The 19,512-nt window shown below is 34.6% G+C and carries 34 protein-coding genes; 31 read left to right on the top strand and 3 right to left on the bottom strand.

The genetic code is table 11. The features are described 5' to 3' along the window. Complete coding sequence (locus tag G6534_RS06185) at positions 1-339, bottom strand: helix-turn-helix domain-containing protein (RefSeq protein ID WP_059074319.1); 339 nt, start codon at positions 337-339, stop codon at positions 1-3. A gap of 143 nt (positions 340-482) precedes the next feature. Here G6534_RS06185 and G6534_RS06180 point away from each other — a divergent pair, with 143 nt between their 5' ends. Continuing rightward, positions 483-701, top strand: coding sequence for a helix-turn-helix transcriptional regulator (locus tag G6534_RS06180; protein ID WP_059074318.1), 219 nt, complete (start codon positions 483-485; stop codon positions 699-701). Positions 702-799: 98 nt separating this feature from the next. Then, on the top strand, positions 800-1,018 hold the full coding sequence (locus tag G6534_RS06175; RefSeq protein WP_010019097.1) for a hypothetical protein: 219 nt from the start codon (positions 800-802) through the stop codon (positions 1,016-1,018). 202 nt (positions 1,019-1,220) lie between these two features. On the opposite strand, the gene G6534_RS06170 is transcribed toward G6534_RS06175, so the two are convergent. Further along, positions 1,221-1,850, bottom strand: a complete 630-nt coding sequence (locus G6534_RS06170; RefSeq protein ID WP_010019099.1) for a hypothetical protein — start codon at positions 1,848-1,850, stop codon at positions 1,221-1,223. A 131-nt stretch (positions 1,851-1,981) separates the two neighbouring features. On the opposite strand from G6534_RS06170, the gene G6534_RS06165 reads away from it, so the two are divergent. The 29 genes from G6534_RS06165 to G6534_RS06030 all read left to right on the top strand — a co-directional run bounded on the left by G6534_RS06165 (position 1,982) and on the right by G6534_RS06030 (position 18,884). After that, positions 1,982-2,461, top strand: coding sequence for a hypothetical protein (locus G6534_RS06165; RefSeq protein ID WP_010019100.1), 480 nt, complete (start codon positions 1,982-1,984; stop codon positions 2,459-2,461). Further along, positions 2,461-2,643, top strand: a complete 183-nt coding sequence (locus G6534_RS06160; protein ID WP_010019101.1) for a helix-turn-helix domain-containing protein — start codon at positions 2,461-2,463, stop codon at positions 2,641-2,643. The genes G6534_RS06165 and G6534_RS06160 overlap by 1 nt, the downstream gene beginning before the upstream one ends. 12 nt (positions 2,644-2,655) lie before the next feature. After that, positions 2,656-2,889, top strand: coding sequence for a hypothetical protein (locus tag G6534_RS06155; protein ID WP_010019102.1), 234 nt, complete (start codon positions 2,656-2,658; stop codon positions 2,887-2,889). A gap of 12 nt (positions 2,890-2,901) precedes the next feature. Further along, positions 2,902-3,153 carry a hypothetical protein gene (locus G6534_RS06150; protein WP_182082498.1) on the top strand — a complete coding sequence of 84 codons (252 nt, stop codon included), beginning with the start codon at positions 2,902-2,904 and terminating at the stop codon, positions 3,151-3,153. 61 nt (positions 3,154-3,214) lie between these two features. Continuing rightward, positions 3,215-3,337: a hypothetical protein gene (locus G6534_RS12280; RefSeq protein WP_268750979.1), complete on the top strand. Its 123-nt coding sequence runs from the start codon at positions 3,215-3,217 to the stop codon at positions 3,335-3,337. A 2-nt stretch (positions 3,338-3,339) separates the two neighbouring features. Further along, positions 3,340-4,269 (top strand): DUF1351 domain-containing protein, encoded by a 930-nt coding sequence (locus G6534_RS06145; RefSeq protein WP_182082497.1) that lies wholly within the window; start codon positions 3,340-3,342, stop codon positions 4,267-4,269. A gap of 2 nt (positions 4,270-4,271) precedes the next feature. Continuing rightward, positions 4,272-5,309, top strand: coding sequence for an AAA family ATPase (locus G6534_RS06140; RefSeq protein ID WP_010019110.1), 1,038 nt, complete (start codon positions 4,272-4,274; stop codon positions 5,307-5,309). Beyond that, on the top strand, positions 5,306-5,962 hold the full coding sequence (locus G6534_RS06135; RefSeq protein ID WP_182082496.1) for a putative HNHc nuclease: 657 nt from the start codon (positions 5,306-5,308) through the stop codon (positions 5,960-5,962). The genes G6534_RS06140 and G6534_RS06135 overlap by 4 nt, the downstream gene beginning before the upstream one ends. A 14-nt stretch (positions 5,963-5,976) precedes the next feature. Continuing rightward, on the top strand, positions 5,977-6,810 hold the full coding sequence (locus tag G6534_RS06130; protein ID WP_202985862.1) for a conserved phage C-terminal domain-containing protein: 834 nt from the start codon (positions 5,977-5,979) through the stop codon (positions 6,808-6,810). 275 nt (positions 6,811-7,085) lie between these two features. Further along, positions 7,086-7,298, top strand: a complete 213-nt coding sequence (locus tag G6534_RS06125; RefSeq protein ID WP_182082495.1) for a helix-turn-helix domain-containing protein — start codon at positions 7,086-7,088, stop codon at positions 7,296-7,298. Further along, positions 7,295-7,741, top strand: a complete 447-nt coding sequence (locus G6534_RS06120; RefSeq protein WP_182082494.1) for a RusA family crossover junction endodeoxyribonuclease — start codon at positions 7,295-7,297, stop codon at positions 7,739-7,741. The genes G6534_RS06125 and G6534_RS06120 overlap by 4 nt, the downstream gene beginning before the upstream one ends. 67 nt (positions 7,742-7,808) lie before the next feature. After that, positions 7,809-8,570 carry a phage antirepressor KilAC domain-containing protein gene (locus tag G6534_RS06115; RefSeq protein ID WP_182082493.1) on the top strand — a complete coding sequence of 254 codons (762 nt, stop codon included), beginning with the start codon at positions 7,809-7,811 and terminating at the stop codon, positions 8,568-8,570. Next, the gene (locus G6534_RS06110) at positions 8,570-8,845 is read left to right on the top strand and encodes a hypothetical protein (RefSeq protein ID WP_182082492.1); all 276 of its coding nucleotides are present in this window, start codon (positions 8,570-8,572) and stop codon (positions 8,843-8,845) included. Before G6534_RS06115 ends, G6534_RS06110 begins: the two co-directional genes overlap by 1 nt. Then, positions 8,835-9,314, top strand: a complete 480-nt coding sequence (gene ssb, locus G6534_RS06105) for a single-stranded DNA-binding protein (protein ID WP_182082491.1) — start codon at positions 8,835-8,837, stop codon at positions 9,312-9,314. Before G6534_RS06110 ends, ssb begins: the two co-directional genes overlap by 11 nt. A 15-nt stretch (positions 9,315-9,329) precedes the next feature. Further along, positions 9,330-9,866: an NUMOD4 domain-containing protein gene (locus G6534_RS06100; RefSeq protein WP_182082490.1), complete on the top strand. Its 537-nt coding sequence runs from the start codon at positions 9,330-9,332 to the stop codon at positions 9,864-9,866. Between the two features lie 257 nt (positions 9,867-10,123). After that, positions 10,124-10,309: a hypothetical protein gene (locus tag G6534_RS06095; protein ID WP_010019127.1), complete on the top strand. Its 186-nt coding sequence runs from the start codon at positions 10,124-10,126 to the stop codon at positions 10,307-10,309. A gap of 9 nt (positions 10,310-10,318) precedes the next feature. Continuing rightward, positions 10,319-10,516: a hypothetical protein gene (locus G6534_RS06090; protein WP_182082489.1), complete on the top strand. Its 198-nt coding sequence runs from the start codon at positions 10,319-10,321 to the stop codon at positions 10,514-10,516. A 4-nt stretch (positions 10,517-10,520) separates the two neighbouring features. Then, the gene (locus tag G6534_RS06085) at positions 10,521-10,706 is read left to right on the top strand and encodes a hypothetical protein (RefSeq protein WP_182082488.1); all 186 of its coding nucleotides are present in this window, start codon (positions 10,521-10,523) and stop codon (positions 10,704-10,706) included. Positions 10,707-10,717: 11 nt separating this feature from the next. Next, positions 10,718-11,086: a hypothetical protein gene (locus tag G6534_RS06080; RefSeq protein ID WP_182082487.1), complete on the top strand. Its 369-nt coding sequence runs from the start codon at positions 10,718-10,720 to the stop codon at positions 11,084-11,086. Then, positions 11,083-11,493, top strand: a complete 411-nt coding sequence (locus G6534_RS06075; protein WP_182082486.1) for a hypothetical protein — start codon at positions 11,083-11,085, stop codon at positions 11,491-11,493. Before G6534_RS06080 ends, G6534_RS06075 begins: the two co-directional genes overlap by 4 nt. After that, a complete protein-coding gene (locus tag G6534_RS06070) occupies positions 11,493-11,699 on the top strand; it encodes a hypothetical protein (RefSeq protein ID WP_182082485.1) in 207 nt (68 codons plus the stop codon). The genes G6534_RS06075 and G6534_RS06070 overlap by 1 nt, the downstream gene beginning before the upstream one ends. 120 nt (positions 11,700-11,819) lie before the next feature. After that, the gene (locus G6534_RS06065; protein WP_182082484.1) at positions 11,820-12,065 is read left to right on the top strand and encodes a hypothetical protein; all 246 of its coding nucleotides are present in this window, start codon (positions 11,820-11,822) and stop codon (positions 12,063-12,065) included. 3 nt (positions 12,066-12,068) lie between these two features. Continuing rightward, entirely contained in the window at positions 12,069-12,269 is a 201-nt protein-coding gene (locus tag G6534_RS06060; RefSeq protein ID WP_182082483.1) for a hypothetical protein, read from the top strand. 103 nt (positions 12,270-12,372) lie between these two features. After that, on the top strand, positions 12,373-12,735 hold the full coding sequence (locus G6534_RS06055; protein WP_182082482.1) for a hypothetical protein: 363 nt from the start codon (positions 12,373-12,375) through the stop codon (positions 12,733-12,735). Continuing rightward, positions 12,732-13,166: a transcriptional regulator gene (locus G6534_RS06050; protein ID WP_238788880.1), complete on the top strand. Its 435-nt coding sequence runs from the start codon at positions 12,732-12,734 to the stop codon at positions 13,164-13,166. The genes G6534_RS06055 and G6534_RS06050 overlap by 4 nt, the downstream gene beginning before the upstream one ends. 891 nt (positions 13,167-14,057) lie before the next feature. Beyond that, on the top strand, positions 14,058-14,957 hold the full coding sequence (locus G6534_RS06045) for a terminase small subunit (protein ID WP_182082481.1): 900 nt from the start codon (positions 14,058-14,060) through the stop codon (positions 14,955-14,957). Next, positions 14,941-16,260, top strand: a complete 1,320-nt coding sequence (locus G6534_RS06040) for a PBSX family phage terminase large subunit (RefSeq protein ID WP_059074298.1) — start codon at positions 14,941-14,943, stop codon at positions 16,258-16,260. The genes G6534_RS06045 and G6534_RS06040 overlap by 17 nt, the downstream gene beginning before the upstream one ends. Before the next feature lie 18 nt (positions 16,261-16,278). Next, on the top strand, positions 16,279-17,913 hold the full coding sequence (locus G6534_RS06035; RefSeq protein ID WP_182082480.1) for a phage portal protein: 1,635 nt from the start codon (positions 16,279-16,281) through the stop codon (positions 17,911-17,913). Further along, positions 17,913-18,884, top strand: coding sequence for a minor capsid protein (locus G6534_RS06030; protein ID WP_182082479.1), 972 nt, complete (start codon positions 17,913-17,915; stop codon positions 18,882-18,884). Before G6534_RS06035 ends, G6534_RS06030 begins: the two co-directional genes overlap by 1 nt. On the opposite strand, the gene G6534_RS06025 is transcribed toward G6534_RS06030, so the two are convergent. Next, entirely contained in the window at positions 18,859-19,422 is a 564-nt protein-coding gene (locus tag G6534_RS06025; protein WP_182082478.1) for a hypothetical protein, read from the bottom strand. The two genes, G6534_RS06030 and G6534_RS06025, sit on opposite strands and share 26 nt — an antisense overlap. Positions 19,423-19,512 lie beyond the last annotated feature (90 nt).

Raw genomic sequence — 19,512 nt, 5'->3', positions numbered from 1 at the left:
CTATTTATTGTTTCTCTTCTTGTTTCTAACATAGTCGGCAAAATCATCCACCTGTTTTTGTTCTTCTGGAGATAAGTCTGAATATTTTTTATCCAAATGAGCCGCCATTAATTCTGGTTCATTATCTGAAGGAGGGAGTGGATTATTAGTTCTACCACTCATGTAATCTAAAGTTACATTATAAAGATCAGCAAGTTTGTTTTGAGAAGAAATATCTGGTTCACGTTTACCTTGTTCCCACGAAGCATATGTAGTAGGAGCAACACCGATTTTTACTGCTGCTTCTTTTTGTGTCATTTTTGTTTGACTTCTTAAAAGTTTTAATCTTTCAGCAAACATGTTAATCACCTCGATATAAATATACTACACAAATTGTGTATTTAAATTAAATTACACAAAAAGAGTAGAAACTCTTTACAATACACATAATGCGTAGTATATTATAAACATAGCAACACGATATGTGTAGAAAGGAGAAAGAAATGAAGCAAAGAAAATGGTTAAAAGAAATACGTGAGCAAAAAAATATGACCCAATTAGAATTTTCAGAGCTTCTGAATATTCCAGTAACTACGTATGCTTCATGGGAACAAGGAGTAAGAAATCCAAGTATCGATAAAGCAAAAGATGTATCTGAAATTTTAGGAATTGATTGGACTATTTTTTTTGAACACGAACTACTCGAAATGAGTAGAAAGTAATTTATTACCTTTTTTGTTCTATGCATAAAGTGTAGCAATGAATTACTTCAATTGTAAACAACCGTTGGAGACAAATAAACGAGAAAGGGATGATAACGGTGAAAAATGAAGAAATCGAGTTATTAAAAGAATTAAAGAATGAATTAATTAAAACTCGAAGAATGATTTTCTTTATACATTGTCAAAATTATTACGATAAATATGGTATTTATCCTGATGCACTATATGAAGTTGATCCTGAAGAATTAAAAAAAGTCGGTATCAATTTAGATACCGACAAAGATATTTACAACTATCAGAAGGAATCAAGAAAATGAAAACAAGTAAACCGAAAATTAATATTGATGTTCATTTAAATTCTTTAGATGAACAAAAAGGGTTGCTACTTCAGATTCTCTAAGGAGGTAGTAGAGATGATAGACCAAGGTGAAGAATACTTTATATTTTCATCAGCAAGAAGATTCAAAACATATGAGGACGCAAGTGATTTCCGAGATAAATATTTTCCTGGAGAGCCAGTTATGACACTTCTTTCACGTGAAAAGGCAGAGAAACTTCTTTTGTCTCGGAAAAAACAAAACCACGCTTTGGACGTAAACACTTTGGAACGAAACGTGAATGACGAAGGCGACCAAGTAAATTATGAGGTTGAGCAAGCTTCATCAAAACTATCCCATTTTCGCATGGTTCCTTGGAATGAAAAATTAAATCCAGTTGAACAAAACCGTGTGATTGTACGGTTCCATAGTTGGCCTGTGGCAGCCATACTGCAATTGGTTCATTGGATATTCCGTCGGCATTAACGGGAGTAATTGATTCAGCCTTTATACCGTTTAAGTTATTCATGCTGTTAAATGTGAGATTTGTGTAATAAAAAACTTCATGAGTATTTAAAGTTACTCTGAGATCAAAAAAACTTACATCATCTTCTGAAGGATTAATAAGCCACACAGATAAACGCTGAGTACTTGATTTTTTATTAACTAGGGAAGTTCCATTATTTAGGCCAATTTCAGAGATTCGTTGAGTTTTTTCGTCAGCTCGCACAATTAGCTTTGAATGTTCCTGTTTCCAAGCTATAAAGCCAGCTATTGCAGTAATAATCGCAATCCATTGAGTAGATATTTGTTTTATAAGCCAATCAATCATTTTTTACCTCGTTAAATGGGAAAAGGTTTAATTGTTTTATCTTAGTTAGATTCATGTTATTCACTACCTTTCTTATTCAAATTATAGACGTTATGTCTGAATACGAAAGAGCCTTAAAGGAGGTGATTGTTTTGAACGATGTGGATATTTTCGCAGAGTTTTTAACAATGAAATATGAGAAAAATATAAGTCCTGGGCAATTAGCAAATGCCGCAGGCGTCAGTGAACGAAGTACATACGATTGGATGTATAACAAGCATATTCCAGACAAGTATTTGGATTCAATCACTTCATATTTTAAAGATGGATTCTTTACTTACGCTGTAATTTGCTACAAATACAATTATCCGTTTATTGATTTTAGAAAGAGATACCGAAGTGATTCATTATCAATGATTCTTGCTTGCGTTAAAGAAGCTCACGAAAGTGATTTAGCTTTTAACGATTTGGAAGAAATCCTTAGTCAGGTTGAAGATGATGACACTGTTAGATATTCCAGGGATGTTAAAGAAGTAACAGAGTCAGCGGCAATATCCTTTATAATCTCGATTCAATTGGGATATGAACGACACATGACACCAAAACTAGTAATGATTGAAGGTCGAAAATAATGGCAAAAGCAAATGAATTCTTAACCGTCGATGAAGCTGCAGCATATGCATTGGTTAAGCGTAGAACCATCTACAACTGGTTACATCAAGGCTTGCCAAGTTACAAGTTAGGCAGACGTCGTATTGATCCAGATGATTTAGATGAGTTCATCAGTAAGAAAAAACAAAATATTTTAATTTAAGGAGTTTTGATTATGTTTGATCCAGAGGAATACAAGAGACAAAGAAAACTAGCAAAGAGCTCTTTCAAAATTGAACAGGTTCCAGAAAAGACACTATTACTAATCAAACAAGGGTTCTCAAACATGGAGGAATCATTTGATACGCAAATACCTGAAGAACTCATTTACGAATGGTCTGAAGCTGATTTAAATGCAAGCTTGATTCGTTCAGAAAAGGATAAATATACGTACAGATTCACATTTTAGGAGGTGATTTGAATGATTACATCAGATATTATTTTTGGCTTTGGGATGTTTACCATCGTTGGTTTAGGTATTGGATCAGTTGCCGAAGAAGAAGGCGGTTTTCTTAATTTATTTGATATTGATGATAAGAAACGTAAATCAGTTCAAAAGTTTTGGCACAAGCATCTTGATTCATTATTTGGCAAAACTGATAAGGTCACTACTGATACTTATACAGATCGTACACCTGAAGCCATAAAAAAAGACTCTCTATCCACTAAATAGAGAGTCCAAGGTATTACTAATAATTTATACATTTATTTTAACACAAAAGGAGAATCACACTATGGGTGATTTTAATTATGATAATCATTTATCCGATGAACAAAGCAAGATTGATGAAGATAGCTTATATGAACGTAAGCAAGAAGAATGGGACATTTTAGCAGATAAGGGAGAGGAGTTTTAGACATGTCTAACGAAGTTGAAACTGTTTCAAATGAATTTAGTGTCACATACAAGCCTTCAGAATTAAAAATCAATAACTTCGCTGAATTAAAGGCAAAAGTTCAAAACTTTTCTGATCAGTATAAAGACTTAGTTGCCACTGATGAAAGTTTGGCTGGCGCTAAGAGTGCTAAAGCAGAACTTAATAAATTGGTTAAGGCTATCGATACCGAGCGTAAGAGAATCAAGAAGGAATACAACGAGCCTTATAACGATTTCAAATTAAACATAGATGACCTTCAAACTATATTGAAACAGACCATTGGTCCAATCAGTGAACAAATTGCCAATATCGAAACCCAACAGCGTAATGAGCGAGCTAATAAAGTCAGGGAATTAATCAATGAGATGGCTCCTGAATATGGAATTAATCCGGATACTATTGAAATTGAGCACGAGTGGACTAATAAGACGATGAGCCAAACAAAGCTCATTAGAACGCTCAAAGATGGCTTTACTGCTCTGAAACATCAGCAAGAATCATTGGAACTAAATAAAAAATTAGTTGATGAACATTGCAAAACAAAAGGTATTGATTCGTCAGGCTGGTTAAGTCAAATTGACCAGGATACCGACATCAAACAACTTCTTATATCTATTGATAGGGCTGTTGAAGATAAAGCACGTAAAGAGCAGCAAAAGAAGAATGAGCAAGAGTATGAAGATGCCATTCGCAAATCTCAACAAACCAAAGTTGAAGATAAAACTGTTGATCAAGAGACTGGTGAAATTGTTGATGAAGAAGAGGCTATTGATGATGATGCACCAAGTCAATGGACAATGGCTTTTAGAGTTACAGGTGATTTTGACAAGCTCAAGTTACTTAATGATTTCATTATTAAAAACAACATTAGTAACGAAATGATTGAGCCATTAAAAGAATTGGAGGATTAATCATGGAAATAACAATTGCTAAACGTGAAAAAATTAAAATTCCTATTTTGGTTACAGGTGCATCAGGTTCTGGCAAAACGGCTAGTTCACTGATTATGGCCAAAGGAATCATTGAAAAGATGTTTCCGAAGTTGTCCGAAGAAGATCAATGGAAAAAGATTGCTGTCATTGATACAGAGCATGAAAGGGCTAAATATTATGCTGATACAGAATTAGCTGGAGTCCATATTGGTGAGTTTTATCACGCCAATTTTGAACCACCATACAATGACAAAGCCTTAATGCAGGGTGTTAATGAACTTAAAAAAATGGGTATTGAAGTTATTATTTTGGATTCCCTATCACATCTCTGGAGTGGTAAAGGTGGCATTCAAGATATCGTCGATGATATTCAACGTAAAAATTCAAAAGCTCAAATGACAGCTTGGAATAAAGTAAAACCTAATATTAACAACATGTTGCATACGTTAACGGCTAATTCAATCTATATCATTAGCACAGCACGTAGCAAAACTGGCTATGACATGGAAAAAAATGATAAAGGAAAAGTTGTTCCCGTCAAGGTTGGATTACAGCCAGAAATACGAAGTGGATGGGAATATGAATTCGCTATTAATTTCAATATTAATCAGGACCATACGGCCGAGGCTGTAAAAGACAATACAAATATGTTTGATGGTGTTGAGCCTATTACTAAAGAAACAGGATACAAAATTTACGAATGGTCATCAGAAGGCGTTGATCCTGAAGAAGAACGTCAAGCACTGATTGCTAAGGTTCAAGAGCTTTTTAATTTAGATGATGAAAATAAGAGAACTGTAGTAGGTTGGGAGAATCAATCCAATATTAAATTTGAACATTGGGATAAGAACCAATTGCGCTATGCTATTTCAAATCTTCATAAAATTGATTCAGTCGTTAAATTACCATCCAATAAAGAACAGACAACACAATCATTTGAAGAGGTTCCTAGCAAGCAAAAAGAATCCGAAAAGATGGGCATGGCAGAACAATTTGAAAGAGCCACTCAAAAAGCATGAGGACTTTTGCCAAGCTGCTAGGAATTCAAGGTAAGAAGGTTAGCTTGGAACTTGATGATGATTTAAATATTTTAAAAGTAACTAAGCTAGCTGCTAATAAAAGACCAACAGTTGAATTAAATATTGACGATGGACGTTCAATTAGCCCTGATCAAAGAAAAAAGATTTATGCGATTATTGGCGATATTAGTAAATGGAGTGGTTACTCTGTTGAGAAAGAAACACCTCAAGTCATGAAATGGACCTATTTAACCAATACGGGTGCTGACATGTTCAGCCTATCGAATTGTTCAATGACACAGGCTAATAAGTATCTTAGTTGGTTGTTGGATTTCTGCTTTGAAAATGATGTTCCATTTAGGTCGAAGACCTGGGATATGTTGCCAAATGATTACGCTATGCAATTAAGATGTTTGGAACATAGAAAGTGCTGTATTTGTGGTAAACACGCTGACATAGCCCATTATCAAGCTGTAGGGATGGGAAGAAACAGACACCATATAGATCATAGTAAATTCTATTTTATGTCACTATGCCGAATACATCACACTGAGCAACACAAAATAGGAATTAAAACATTCCTTCAAAAGTATCACATTAAACCAATCAAATTAGACAAAGAGGACCGCAAGAAATTGCATATAGGCGGTTAGAGGAGAATAAGACTTTGGCTGAAAAATATCAACGTGGATTCAAAGGAATCTGGATACCTGCTGATTTGTGGTTTGATAAGAATTTAAAAAATAAAAATGAATTAATTCTTTATCTCGAAATAGACAGTTTATCCACGAAGGAGCAAGCATGTTTCGCATCAAATAATTATCTTGCTGAATTCATGAATCTTTCTTCTGGCAGGGTTTCTCAATTGATCTCCAGTTTAGAAGAAAAAGGATATATTAAAACGCAAAAAATATATTCAAAGAAAAATCCTAAGCAAGTCGAAAAAAGATATATGTACCCAGTTAGAAAATTAAATAGGGGGGTAGTTAATAAATTAAAGGACCCTACTAAGTTTTCTAAAGGGGGGTACTTAGAAAATGATAAGGGTAGTGTACTAGTTTTAGATAATAAAAAGCATAGTAATAAAAATATTGTCGAGCAAGCACGACCAACCCCACCTTACAAACAAGTAATCGATTATTTGAATCAAAAAGCAAACAAGCACTTTAGATACGCTGAGACCAGTAAGAAGCACATACGTGCTCGCTGGAATGAAGGCTATCAATTGGACGATTTTAAGAAGGTCATTGATATAAAGTGTGTTGATTGGCTAGTTGATCCAAAAATGAATGAATACCTGAGACCCTCAACCCTTTTCGGTGCTAAGTTTGAAAGCTATCTAAACAGTAAGCCCAGGAAGAAGAAAAACGGATATCAAAAGAGCCATATTGAAACGGCTACTAATTGGGATGAGGTTAAAGCTGAAGAAGTTCCAGAGAATTCACAAGAATTACAGGAAAGATTAGCAAAAATGAGAGGTAGAAAAAATGCTACAAATTAATCGAAAAGAGGCGCCGTATAGGCGTTCTCAGTCATTGAGTTCAGACGAAAGACAAGCGATTATAAAGAAGGTATCGATAGATTCCGTCAAATTTAACACTAAGATTCGTGAAATGGAACATGAATTTGAGAAAGATACCCAATTCAATAAAGAGCACAAAAATAGGGCTTATGGTCCAATCTTTATGAAAAATCTTAGAGAAACAATTAGCAAGATGTATCTTCTGCAAGATTGCTACGATTCTGAAATTAGAAGACTGAGCGAGGTGAATAGCAATGATCAACTTTAATTTAAGATCTCTTTTGATTCCTAGAAAAATGACTATTCAAAATTTAGCAGATGCTTCAGGTGTTGGATATTGGACCTTAGTTCATATGTCACAACTAACTTACAAGTCAATCAAGTTCCAGGATGTTCAAAAGATTTTCGATGCCTTAGACATTACGCCACATGAGCTATTTGGATATAAAGAGCGTGTTACTCAATGAAATTGAAATTAGTGATTGAAGGTAACCCCGTTTCAGCATCCAGACCAGGATTCAATTCAAAGAGTTTTAAGAGAAAAGCATACACCAAAGGAAAATATCGAGTTTACAAAAACAATATTGAGATTCTGTATTGGGATAAGTACCACAACAAACAGCTATTTGAACGAGGAATACCACTAATAGCACATATACATTTTTATCGACCAATTCAAAAGAGTTTAAGCAAAGTAGAACATGCTAGAAGGGCTAATCATGAAGTTAGACCAACGATTAAGCCAGACTTAGACAATTACACCAAGGGTGTTCTAGATGGCTTAAAACGTGCCTGGTTTGATGATGGCCAGATAACTGATTTTGATATTAGTAAAGATTATGACGAGCATCCAAGAGTTGAAGTAGAAATTGAAGAATGGAAATTTGAACAAGAGGAGAGATCAAGATGAGTGTAGTAATATTAACCTTCTTATTTGCATTAATTATAGGGAGCTTTTTTGACGGAGGGCACAGAAGATGATGAATGAATTAATTCCAACCGAGAAAGATAAACAGGGAAATATCTTAGTGAGCGGTCGAGATTTACATAAATTTCTAGAAATTGGAAAAGATTTCTCAAATTGGTTTAAGGATATGATCAAATATGGATTTGAGGAAGGAAAAGACTTTACGCCGTTTTTGGCGAAAAGCCATGGTGGCAGGCCTAGAACCGAATACGCAATGACTTTAGACATGGCCAAAGAAATTTCAATGATTCAACGTAACGAAAAAGGCAAACAAGCACGCCAGTATTTCATCAAAATCGAAGAGACTTATAAGCATGAAAAGCAATTAGGATATTCAACTAAGAACGTTGGTGGTTATCAAGTTCCTGATGATTACAGAGGAGCTCTACTTTTAGCCGCTGATCTTCAAGAGCAAGTTGATACTATGAAGCCCAAGGCTAGTTATTATGATCAGTTAATTGCTAATAAGTCATTGATGGTCACAACCGCTATTGCTAAAGATTACGGAATGAGTGCTAAAGAGTTCAACAAGGTACTTCATAAGTTGAAAATTCAATATAAATTGGGCGGTCAATGGTTCTTATATTCAAAATATCATAACCGTGGTTGGACAAGTTCAGCTACTCGGATTGTTGACGGTACGCCTAGAATTACAACCAAATGGACACAAAAAGGCCGAGTGGGTCTATACAGACTACTTAAGAAGCATGACATTGTTCCTATGATTGAAAAATTGGATATCAAGACGGTTGTACTTGGAGGAGTTAAATAATGGATAAGAAGGAAAAAATGTTAAAACGGGCAACTCAAATATTAAATGAAGCTTTTGATAGTGAAGAACCCATCATCTTGACGACAAACACTAAAACAGGGACAAATATATTTTCTGTCGGCAATGAGTGGCAAATAAGAAGCTTAGTTTTAAGCTGCGCCGTACATATATTGACGGGATATTATCCGGAATACGATATTGACGAAGGAAAGCTGTTTAATGATTTGAATGACGTCTTTAAAAAATATTTGGGGGTGAGTGGCAATGATAAATAGAGTCGTATTAGTAGGACGTCTGACACGTGATCCAGAGTTGAGATATACAACTAATGGTGCAGCAGTTGCCAGTTTCACGATTGCTGTAAACAGGCAATTTACTAATTCTCAAGGTGAACGTGAAGCCGATTTTATAAATTGTGTCATTTGGAGGAAAGCTGCCGAGAATTTCACTAATTTCACTCATAAAGGTTCCCTTGTAGGAATCGATGGACGAGTTCAAACACGTAACTACGAGAATCAACAAGACCAGCGTGTGTATGTCACTGAAGTAGTTGTTGAAAATTTCTCATTACTTGAAAGTAAAAATGCTAGTTCAAGTAATAACGCTCATGATAATTCAAATAATCAATCGAACAATAGTAATAGCAACAATAATCAATCTAACAATTCAAACAATAATATGAGCGATCCGTTTGCTGACAACAGTAAACCAATGGATATTAGTGATTCAGATTTGCCTTTCTAATTAAGGAGGAGACTAATGGAAGTATTCAAGCCAATACCAGAATATAAAGGAATTTACGAAGTAAGTAATAAAGGAACTATAAGAACGGACAAGGATAAAACTACATACACAAAAGGTATAGGTGTTAGACATTGGAAGCAAAGAATTATGAAACTCAAAACTGATAAAGGCGGCTATAAGCGAGTAACTCTTTGGAAAGATGGAAAAAGTAAAGATTTCTTAGTACATAGGTTAGTTGCTACGGCTTTTATTCCTAATCCTAATAAATTTGAGCTTATAAACCACTTAGATGGTAATACTTCAAATAACAATATTGAAAATCTCGAATGGACTGATTATTACGGCAATTTAATGCATGCTTATAATCACGGCCTTAATAGCGAAGCTCAACCAATTGTTTTAGTTAATAGCAAAACTAAAGAAAGTCACTATTTTTACAGTAAGGCAGAGGCTAGTAGGTTTCTGAAACATAATGATGGATTTATAAGCATGAAACTTAAAAATAATAAGAACGTTGTTGGAGATTATAAAATATTTGTTTTAGCTGGCTAGGAGGTTAATTATGGATATAATTTCGATAGTTCAATCAATTGAAAACGAGTAAGGAGGCAAAAAGATGAATTACGAAAAAATCTATAAGTTATACATAAGGTCAGCATTTAGCGATGAATGTCACAACATTGTTCGAGCAATTATTTATATTCAAAAGCATTTTTATGCCATGCCAAAAGAGTTTCGAAATGCTGACAGAGAGCTTAGTGATCAGACTAAGAACAGAATAATTCAATCAATTCTGTGGGAGGACGAACTTGCTAACAGATTTAAATTGTGCCGTGTATGAAATGCGTTGCAATAAGTATCCGTGTGTTGAAATTGCTGATGCTTTACATATTAGCGATGAAGATGTTGAGTTTATTGACAAGGCCAATCAAGAACATTTGGCAAAATTAGAAATGATTAGATTAGGAAGGTTAAATCTTAGCGATTTTAATTAGATGATGAAAATGACAGATGATAATTTAGCAGTCTATCAAATGCGTGAAAATAGATATAAGAATAAAGAAATAGCAGCTGCTATGCATAAAGAGCTTTTTTATATAGAAGACATAATACGTCAAAATAACAGGATCGGTAAAAAATTATATAGAGAAGACGATGAATGGCAGCGGTTGAATGCTAGAAGAAATAAGCAAAGGAGATAGAGATATGATCCAAGATATTAACTTACAAGTTTACGAAATGCGTAAAAATGGCTACACATTTGCTGAAATAGCTGATGTATTAAATTATAGCGACGAGGATATTAGAAATATTGATGATGTTAATAAAGCTAACTTAGATGTTCTTTCGGGCTTATACGATGGAACTATGACGTTTAGTGATATTAATTAGGAGGGCTAATTATGGATAAATCAAGAATTATTGAACTAACTCAAGAATTAGCAAGCGTACCAGACACTGATACAGGCTACACTAAGCACTACATACTCGAGGATATTGAGAATGAATTGTATGCAAAGCCAACTATGCCAAAAGTTTTTGATGTTTGGTACAAGGATGTAACAGCGGAATCATCAGATATTCAAGGAATCATTAATTCTTTTAATTCGACGATTGACGGAGAATACAACAGCTATGAGCCAGAAAGAGAATTGTACATATTGGTGCATAGCGGCAAATACAACAGAGTTCTTGGCATGAATTTAGTTGATGAGAACAGATATAGAAAATGTTTAGAAGCTATTTTGTACGGTTATGAGGTGGATAAATGAAAAAATATAAATTAAAGCTACATTACACGGCAGACGAATTACAGGAATTAAAAGAACTAAGCAAAGATTACCGTAGTCCTATAAATGCACTACATCAGATAATTATAGTAGCAAGTTGTGACGACCCACTCAGAAACCTACGGGCAAAATATTTTGAAATTAAACATGAAGACGAATTTGATTTTATGACAGATATTAATAATGCGGTAATGGGAACTGCTGTTTTTCCTAATAAACTGTATATTGTTCATGACACTAATACGAACAGCGTTATTTACCATGACGATATCAACAACAAATTAATTTGGGCTCCATTATGTTTTTATCGTCCGGTTAAAAATACCAAAGAGGAATGGTTAGCAATTAACCCAGCATACGAACCAATGCTAGAAAAGGTAGAAAACTAATGAATAAGTTAAAATTAGATTGGACAGATTCAGAAAAATCGCAATTGCAAACTTTAAAGAGAGAAGAAACATTTAATCAAACTATAAAAGACTTGCTAGATCGTGGTGCTGCAATAGGCCAAAAGTTTAATTGTGCTGATCAAGATACACAAATTGAAATTGTTAAAGATATTGTTGATTACTTTCAAAATAAGGCAGGCATTTAAGGTTAAGTGAAATTCAAACGTTAATAATGGGAAGGGTGAGCATCATTAGAGCTGGAACGAAAAAACGAATTGGGACGATTATTAAATGTAACGAATGTCCTGAATGTGGGAGGAGATTAAATGAAAGAATGTAAATATTGTGATTTTAAAATAAAGGATTATAACGATGATTATGAATCAACGTTAGGGTTTAATAATCGATGGAGTGGAGCCAATTTACTAGAATGTACAACAACGCATGAAGAAGTTGATGCAGAAAATGGTGTTTTATACGAAGGAAAATACTACCTATCAGTAGGCGGCGACGATGAAGGTTTTTTTGAAATTCATTATTGCCCAGTGTGTGGACGTAAATTGGAGGATTAAATTATGTACGTTGCTAAATTAGGAAATTTGTATTTAGAGAGCATACAAACAAGTATTACAGGCAAAGTTATAGAAATGACACTTACTTCAGAAATAGCAGAAGCAAATGTATTTATATCATTATCAGGTTTTAAAGTTGTAAAGGAATGTGGGCTTAAGCTTTATAAATTAGTTGAGAAAGAAGTTAGTGAGGGAGCAGAATGACTGAGATTAAACCGTATTTAATTAATGGCATTTCAGCGTGGTCATATTATGATCCAAAATCTAAATTAGTAACCGGAAAAATTGATAAGGATGGTGACAATGAATGAGCTTAATATCATCAATTTTGATTGGAGCACTTGGAGGAATCACAACGGTTTTTTTATTAAATGCTTTTGATAATAAAAAGCATAATGTGAAAACCTCCGAAAAAAATCTCGGTAGAATTCCTAGCCAAGACGAGACAAAACTATCGTCGGTAGTTGCAATTAAACCAGCATTATTCATTCGAACCGCGACGGGCAAAGCTATTTTTAGTAAAGAAGATTCACCATCAATCACTATTCACAAGCAATCTGGAATTGTTGAAGTTGAAACTAATAAAGAAAGTATTATTTTTAGCATGATTAACATTGAAAGAATCGATTATGATCCAGATAAATGTAATGTCTATTTTGAGGGAGAGTGAGCATTATTAGATCAGGAACAAAGAAACGAATTGAAGAAATTTTACGAGATTATCCCAAAATGGATAAATACATAAATGATCGTAGACAAGAACTGATGTATCCTATTAAGCCTGACGATGAGAATGTAGGCGGTGGCAAGTCATCTAAGATTTCTAAGCCACAAGAACAGATACTTATTACTATTGACGAGGACAAGCAGCTAAAAGCTTTAGAACGGGAGCAAGAAGCAGTAGCAATCAGCTTAGCTGATAGTGATGCCGACACTAATGTTATCGCTGAAGAATTATATTTCAAGAAACATCCAAAGTATCAAATGGATGGATTGATTGAAGACAAACTAATACATTGCAGACGTACTCAAGCATTCCAAAAGAAGTCTAAATTGATTAGAAGAATCGCAAAAGAAATGGGACTATATGATCCTTATTAAACCGTACTAATTGCGTACGCACAGACCCTATTTAAGAGTTAAATTAGTAGTATAGAAAGTTAGCGAGATACTAGCTTTCTTACCTCATAAATTAACGACGACATAAACGTGCGCGGAAAACATGTTTATGGTGCAGGCAATCTGGCCAAGCTAATGGAAATTAAGTAATTTAATCAATTATCGTGTTCTGAATAGCTTTCGAGTTCAAATCTCGATGCCTGTATTGTGGAAGTTAGACCACTTTCACAACATACATAATCCTCTGAAACAAGAAAAGGCTGGATGATGACTAGAACGGTAATAGTAGTAGAAATTAGTGTATCTAAGGTAGTGATTCTACGTCGGTGGTTCGATTCCACCTCATCCAAGTGACCGGCGGAAAACGGTCTAAACTAAAGGGTGTCTATTCCCTTTTAAAAAAACAACAAATTATCATACTTTTTGATAACTGGCAGTCAGTGGCGCAAAGGGTAACGCTAAATACAAATGATGGTGCATGGTTCGATTCCATGTCTGGCTATAGATACATGCGGTTACTCTACCGATTAAAAAAGGAGCAAACATGGGAAGGACAACCCATTCAACCAAGGTCCACGACAGATAACAATCGTCTTGGCAGACGTTAAACAACTGTTTTAACCCTCAGTGACCAGTGATGATAAAGCTGGTCATGCTATGTGGATGCATGGCTACTGTTAAGCAAAAAAATTCTCCCTTTGGATCATTACATAATAATTGTAGACATTCCTTTAATTTATTTTGAATACTAACTTAGTTTTAAGACTTAGCAATCCGGTTCGATTCCGGATATCCACGTATTAATTTTAGATCAGTCAATTGTTACTGGTCTTTTTGTTTACCTAAATTTTAGAAGGAGGTAGGTGCCATGTAATGAAAAAATGGGAAGAAGCCGAAAAAGATTATTTAGCTGGGATGAAATACAAAGATATTGCCAGTAAGTACAATGTTTCAATCAATACAGTCAAATCGTGGAAGAGTAGACATGGTTGGCAAAGAGGTGCACCTGCTAAAAAGAGTGTGCATACAAAACCCAAAAAAGTTGCACCCAAAATAATAGATGAGTTAGAGGCAAATAGTGAGCTTAATGATAAGCAAAAACTATTTTGCCTTTTTTATTTGCAACGGTTCAACGCTACTTGGGCATACCAAAAGGCATACGATAGTGATAGTGAAACAGCTATGGTAAATGCATCTAGGATGCTAAGAAATGCTAAGGTTAAAAAACAGTTAACCATTTTGAAAAAGCAATTATCAACAGAGCTATATTTTGATACAGCTGACATAATTAGGCAGTATATTCAGCAAGCCAATTCGGATATTTCTGACGTGGTAGATTTCAAAACTGTTAAGAAACACGAATGGTATAAGGTTCGGTCTGAAACTGGTAAATATATAGATAGTGCTGGTAATTTCAATTGGGTTCCTAAGATTGATCCTGACACTGGAGAGCAGTCCTATTATTATGAGAATATTGTTAAATTACATGATAGTGATGATATTGATACTTCAAATATTAAATCTGTTCGAATCGATAAAGGCGAGCCTGTTGTTGAAATGTACGACAAGCAAAAGGCACTTGATTCATTAATGAAATACTTCAAAGATGATGAGAGCATATCCAAGGCTAAACTTCGTAAATTGACGGCTGAAGCAAAACTTGCAGAAGTCAAAGCACATGATGCTGGTATCAATGATGATGGCCAAATGACTGCAATTGGTAATTTACTAGATAAAATACAGGAGGATGTAGCTGATGACGACACTGAATAAGTTATTTACTCCCAAGCAATTGAACGTTTTAGACCAGGTTGTTAACGATTCAACTTGGAATTTGATGATAAATTATGGTGCTGTTCGTGCCGGCAAGACATTTGTTGATAATTTTGTATTTTTACTAGATGTTAGACATGCTGCTGAAATTGCACAAGGTCAAGGGGTGTTACATCCGCAATATATTTTAGGTGGCGTTTCAAGTAAAACTATTCAAAACAATGTTTTGAATGAAATAGAAAATACATTTGGACTAAGCTTTCATTTTGATAAACATAATTCGTTTGAAATCAAATTTCCAAATTTACCAGGTGTCAAAATAGTTCAAGCCTTTACAGGTTCTATTGCTGGATTGGGTGCTATTCGTGGTATGACCTCATATGGAGGCTATATCAATGAAGCTTCACTTGCCACTGAAGATGTTTTTGATGAAATTAGAAAACGTTGTTCACCTGATGGGGCTAGAGTTATCTGCGATACTAATCCGGATATACCAACTCATTGGCTTAAAAAGAAATATATTGATAATCCTAACCATTCCAAAGCTATTCGAAGCAATCACTTTAGGATTGACGATAATACTTTTCTATCTAAAATCTATATTCAAAATCTCAAAGAAACTGAACCGGCTGGGATGTTCTATGATCGTGCTATTGAAGGAGAATGGGCAGCTGCTGAAGGTATTGTTTACCAGGACTTTAATCAAAAGACTATGATTATTCCACGTTCACAAATCCCTGATAATCTCACTATTATTTGTGGAGTTGATTGGGGATATGAACATAAGGGATGTATTGTGGTTGCTGGTGTTGATGATCAAGATAGGTTCTATATTCTTGAAGAACATACTGCACAATTTAAAGAAATTGATTATTGGACTGATTTGGCCAAGGATATTCAGAAAAGGTATGGTGACCGTGTTCCATTCTATGCTGATTCAGCCAGACCGGAGCATGTAGCTCATTTTAATGAACAGGGTATTAATTGTATTAATGCTTATAAAAATCGTTTAACAGGCGTTGAGTACGTAGCTAAGGCTATGAAGTCTCACGCTTTTTTTGTTGCTAAAGATGCGATTGATAATACTGGAATCAACCAGGGTTCTAATAAGTATCACTGGTTTTTAGATGAAATATATCAGTATGTTTGGGATGACAAAACTGGCGAACCCTTAAAAGTAAATGATGATGTTATGGATACAATCCGTTACATTATTGCTACTTATAAACGTGTTCAAGGTATTCCAAAACCAATGGATAAACGTAAAGGAACAAACAGTTTAAGAAAACTCGGTTTGATTTAACCAGAAAGGAGTGATGAAATGGCGACAGATAAAGACCCTTACGCATTAGGGCAGTCAATTAATATGTTGAATGGTAATCGTTGGGTAGGTGGATTAATAAAGGCAAACAAACAGTATATGATTCCTGAAAGTAAATGGAATGATATTAAGAATGACCCAAAAGAGATTATTCCAATCTTAAAATATTTTCTAACGCAACATTATCAGTATCAACTACCACGAATCTTGGAGCTAGAAAGGTATTACAAGGGTGAAAATGATATACACTTCGCTAATATTAATATTTCAAGTAATAGGGCAGACAATCGTGTTACTGCTGGCTTTCCTAAATTTATTACTAACACCCGTGTTGGTTATTCTGTCGGTAATCCTATTAAGTTTCAATACAATGAAGACAAAGGTAAGGATGATGACTTGGAAGAAGCTTTGGCAGAGTTCAATAGCCAAAATGATGAAGAATATCATGAGAAGGTAATGAAGAAGAATCTAAGTGTTACCGGTCGTGCTTATGAACTTGAATATATCAAGCAAGATACTAATGAAGTTGCTATTCGTCCTATTGATCCAGCAAATGCCTTTGTGGTATACGATACGACAATTGAACAGCATTCATTGTTTGCGGTCAGATATTACTTAATCGATTATCAGAATCAGCCAAAATACTATGCTGAAGTTTATACTGACGATTCAATTTACTATTTTAGTGATGGTAAAACACCTGGTTCAAATTTAAAACTTGATAATGCTGAAGAACATTATTTCTTTAGTGTTCCATTGACTGAATATATCAACAACGATGAAAGAATGGGCGACTGGGAAGCTTCATTAGATAAGATTGATGCCGTTGATAAAGCCGTTTCGGAAATGGCCAATTCTCAAGAAGATTTTGCTAATGCCATTTTGAAAATTGTCGGTGATTTTGATGTAACTGATAGCAATGGTAATACTTCAGAACATCCACAAATTGACCGAAAAAATGCCATTATGTGGTTAAAACCAGAAGTAAGAAGTGATATCAATGGTTCATCATCTGTGATAACTCCGGATGCCGGTTACATTACTAAGGATGTCAATGTTTCGGAATGGAAGGTATATGTAGATTGGTTATCAGCTCAAATCCATAAGGATACCAATACACCTGATACTTCAGATGAGAATTTTGCATCTAATTCTTCAGGAGTGGCCATTCTTTATAAATTGTGGGGAAGCGACCAGGAACGCTCAATTCAAGAAAGTTTGTACACTCGTGGTCTAATGAGACGGCTTAGAGTTCTTGGCAACTATCTTGAAGTTACTGGACAAATCTCAAGCGCTGATGATGTTGAAAATTACAAAATATTGTACACACCAAACTTACCTAAGAATGATACTGAAACGCTTCAAAATGCTCAGGTACTTGCTAATCTTGGAACTGAATCAAAACAAACTATCCGTGAAGTAGTTCAAAAATATACAGGTATTAACTCTGATACCGAAGAACAGCGTGTTGAAGATGAGGACAAGAAGGATTTGGATGCTGATCCAATGCAACAAGTATTCAAACGAGTTCCGGATAATTCTAACGAAAATGAGCCTAAGGATGATGATAGTAAAAAAGCCGATAATCCATCTATGTTAGATAAGATTAAAGGCTTTTTTGGTGGTGGTAAGTAATGAGACTAACCGAAAAGCAAGCTATTGAAATTGCTCAGGCTATCTATGGCAAGCAGGATGAGAGAGTAAAGCAAATTGAACAGCTTTATAAGAACAATCAGCAAGATGTCATTGATATGATTGCTTCGTTTGTTGCAAGTGATTTATCCTGGAGCTCTAATGCTAGTCCGGACGATGTTGCCACAGTACTATCGAATATAAAGGAAACCTTTGAAAACGTTAGTAAAGATGACCAGAGCTTTATTAGAACGGCTTTTAATGGCAAAAAATTAAAGACCAACGGGGATGTTTTAACAGCAAAGATAACTCAAGAATTTGTTAGACAAATGCTAATTCAAAAGGTTCAAATCACTGTTAGTACTGAGTATATTCCCGATGTAGTTCATTCTAAGAATTACAAAAGTGCAAAGAAAAAAATCAATACTTATAATCGCAAAACAAAGCGGTCAATGAGTATCGATTCTATTCTTCAACGGTCAGCTAGAAATGCCGTGTTAGATCGTCATGTTGATTCTAATATGTTTAGTTCAATCAATAAGCAGACACTTCAAATCATTAGGCGAGTCAATGAAGTTGCTGAAAGTGCTGCTAAATCTCCAAAGGACTCATTAAATTGGCAAAAAGAAGTGGCTAATATTCTGACCGGTGGAAGCAAATCCACTAATGGCCAAATGGGAAGGGCTGCTGGAATGGTTAGAACAGCCACAGCTCAAACTCTAAACAGAACACGATTAGAACAATTTAAGGATGACAAGGTAAAGAAATATAAGTTTATATCTCTTGAAGCACCAACAACATGTCAAGATTGTGCCAGTTTGGATGGAAATATCTATGACGTTGCTGATGCCGAAGAAGGCGTTAACTTCCCTTTAATGCATTACAACTGTCAATGCACTGTTATTGAAGCTAATGATGACGATGATTGGGATACTTCTGATCATGATGTTAGTGAAGAATTGGATAATCTGTAATTTTTTTTATTATCATTTTTATACGAGCAGCATGTTCATTTAAGGTTTCATCCTCGAGTTGTTTGCCTATGTTATTTCTATTGTTATAAACATTTTTACTGATTTCATCGTATGCTAAATAAATTGTACGCAAATTTTTAGGACTTAAGTTATTTACATTGTATTTGCTTTTTATGGTTCCCTTTAATAAGGGATATACGCTCAATGCTAGTCCAGTAAGTTCATATGTTTTTAAATCAGTGGTATTTTTTTGAGTATTGATTAACCAATCATTAAATTTATAAAAATTACTGCCGAATTGTGATGAAGAAGTTAATTTTGATTTTGCACCAAGAATATTGTTATATTCAAAAAAATCTAATATTGTTTTTTGAACAAGTTTCCTTTTTATCTTGATTAAATCGTCTTCTTTTTTGTTCTTAAAATATTGATATATAAACGGGACTGCTAGTGTAGCCAAAACGGCTAGCAATGGCGCAGATGCTTTCATTGAATCAATTAGTAATCTTACTAGTTGCGTTAGTTCTTTTATAGTCATTTTTCACCTCGTATTTGTTTATATATCAATCATAGCAATTTTAGACAAACTATTTGCATCCAATTTTGGATGCTTTTTTATTGCCATTTT

It is taken from the genome of Companilactobacillus pabuli (assembly GCF_014058425.1).
In the GTDB taxonomy this organism is placed as follows: Bacteria; Bacillota; Bacilli; order Lactobacillales; family Lactobacillaceae; genus Companilactobacillus; species Companilactobacillus pabuli.
Note: the sequence above shows the minus strand (reverse complement) of the source record. Positions and strands in the feature narration are given on the sequence as shown.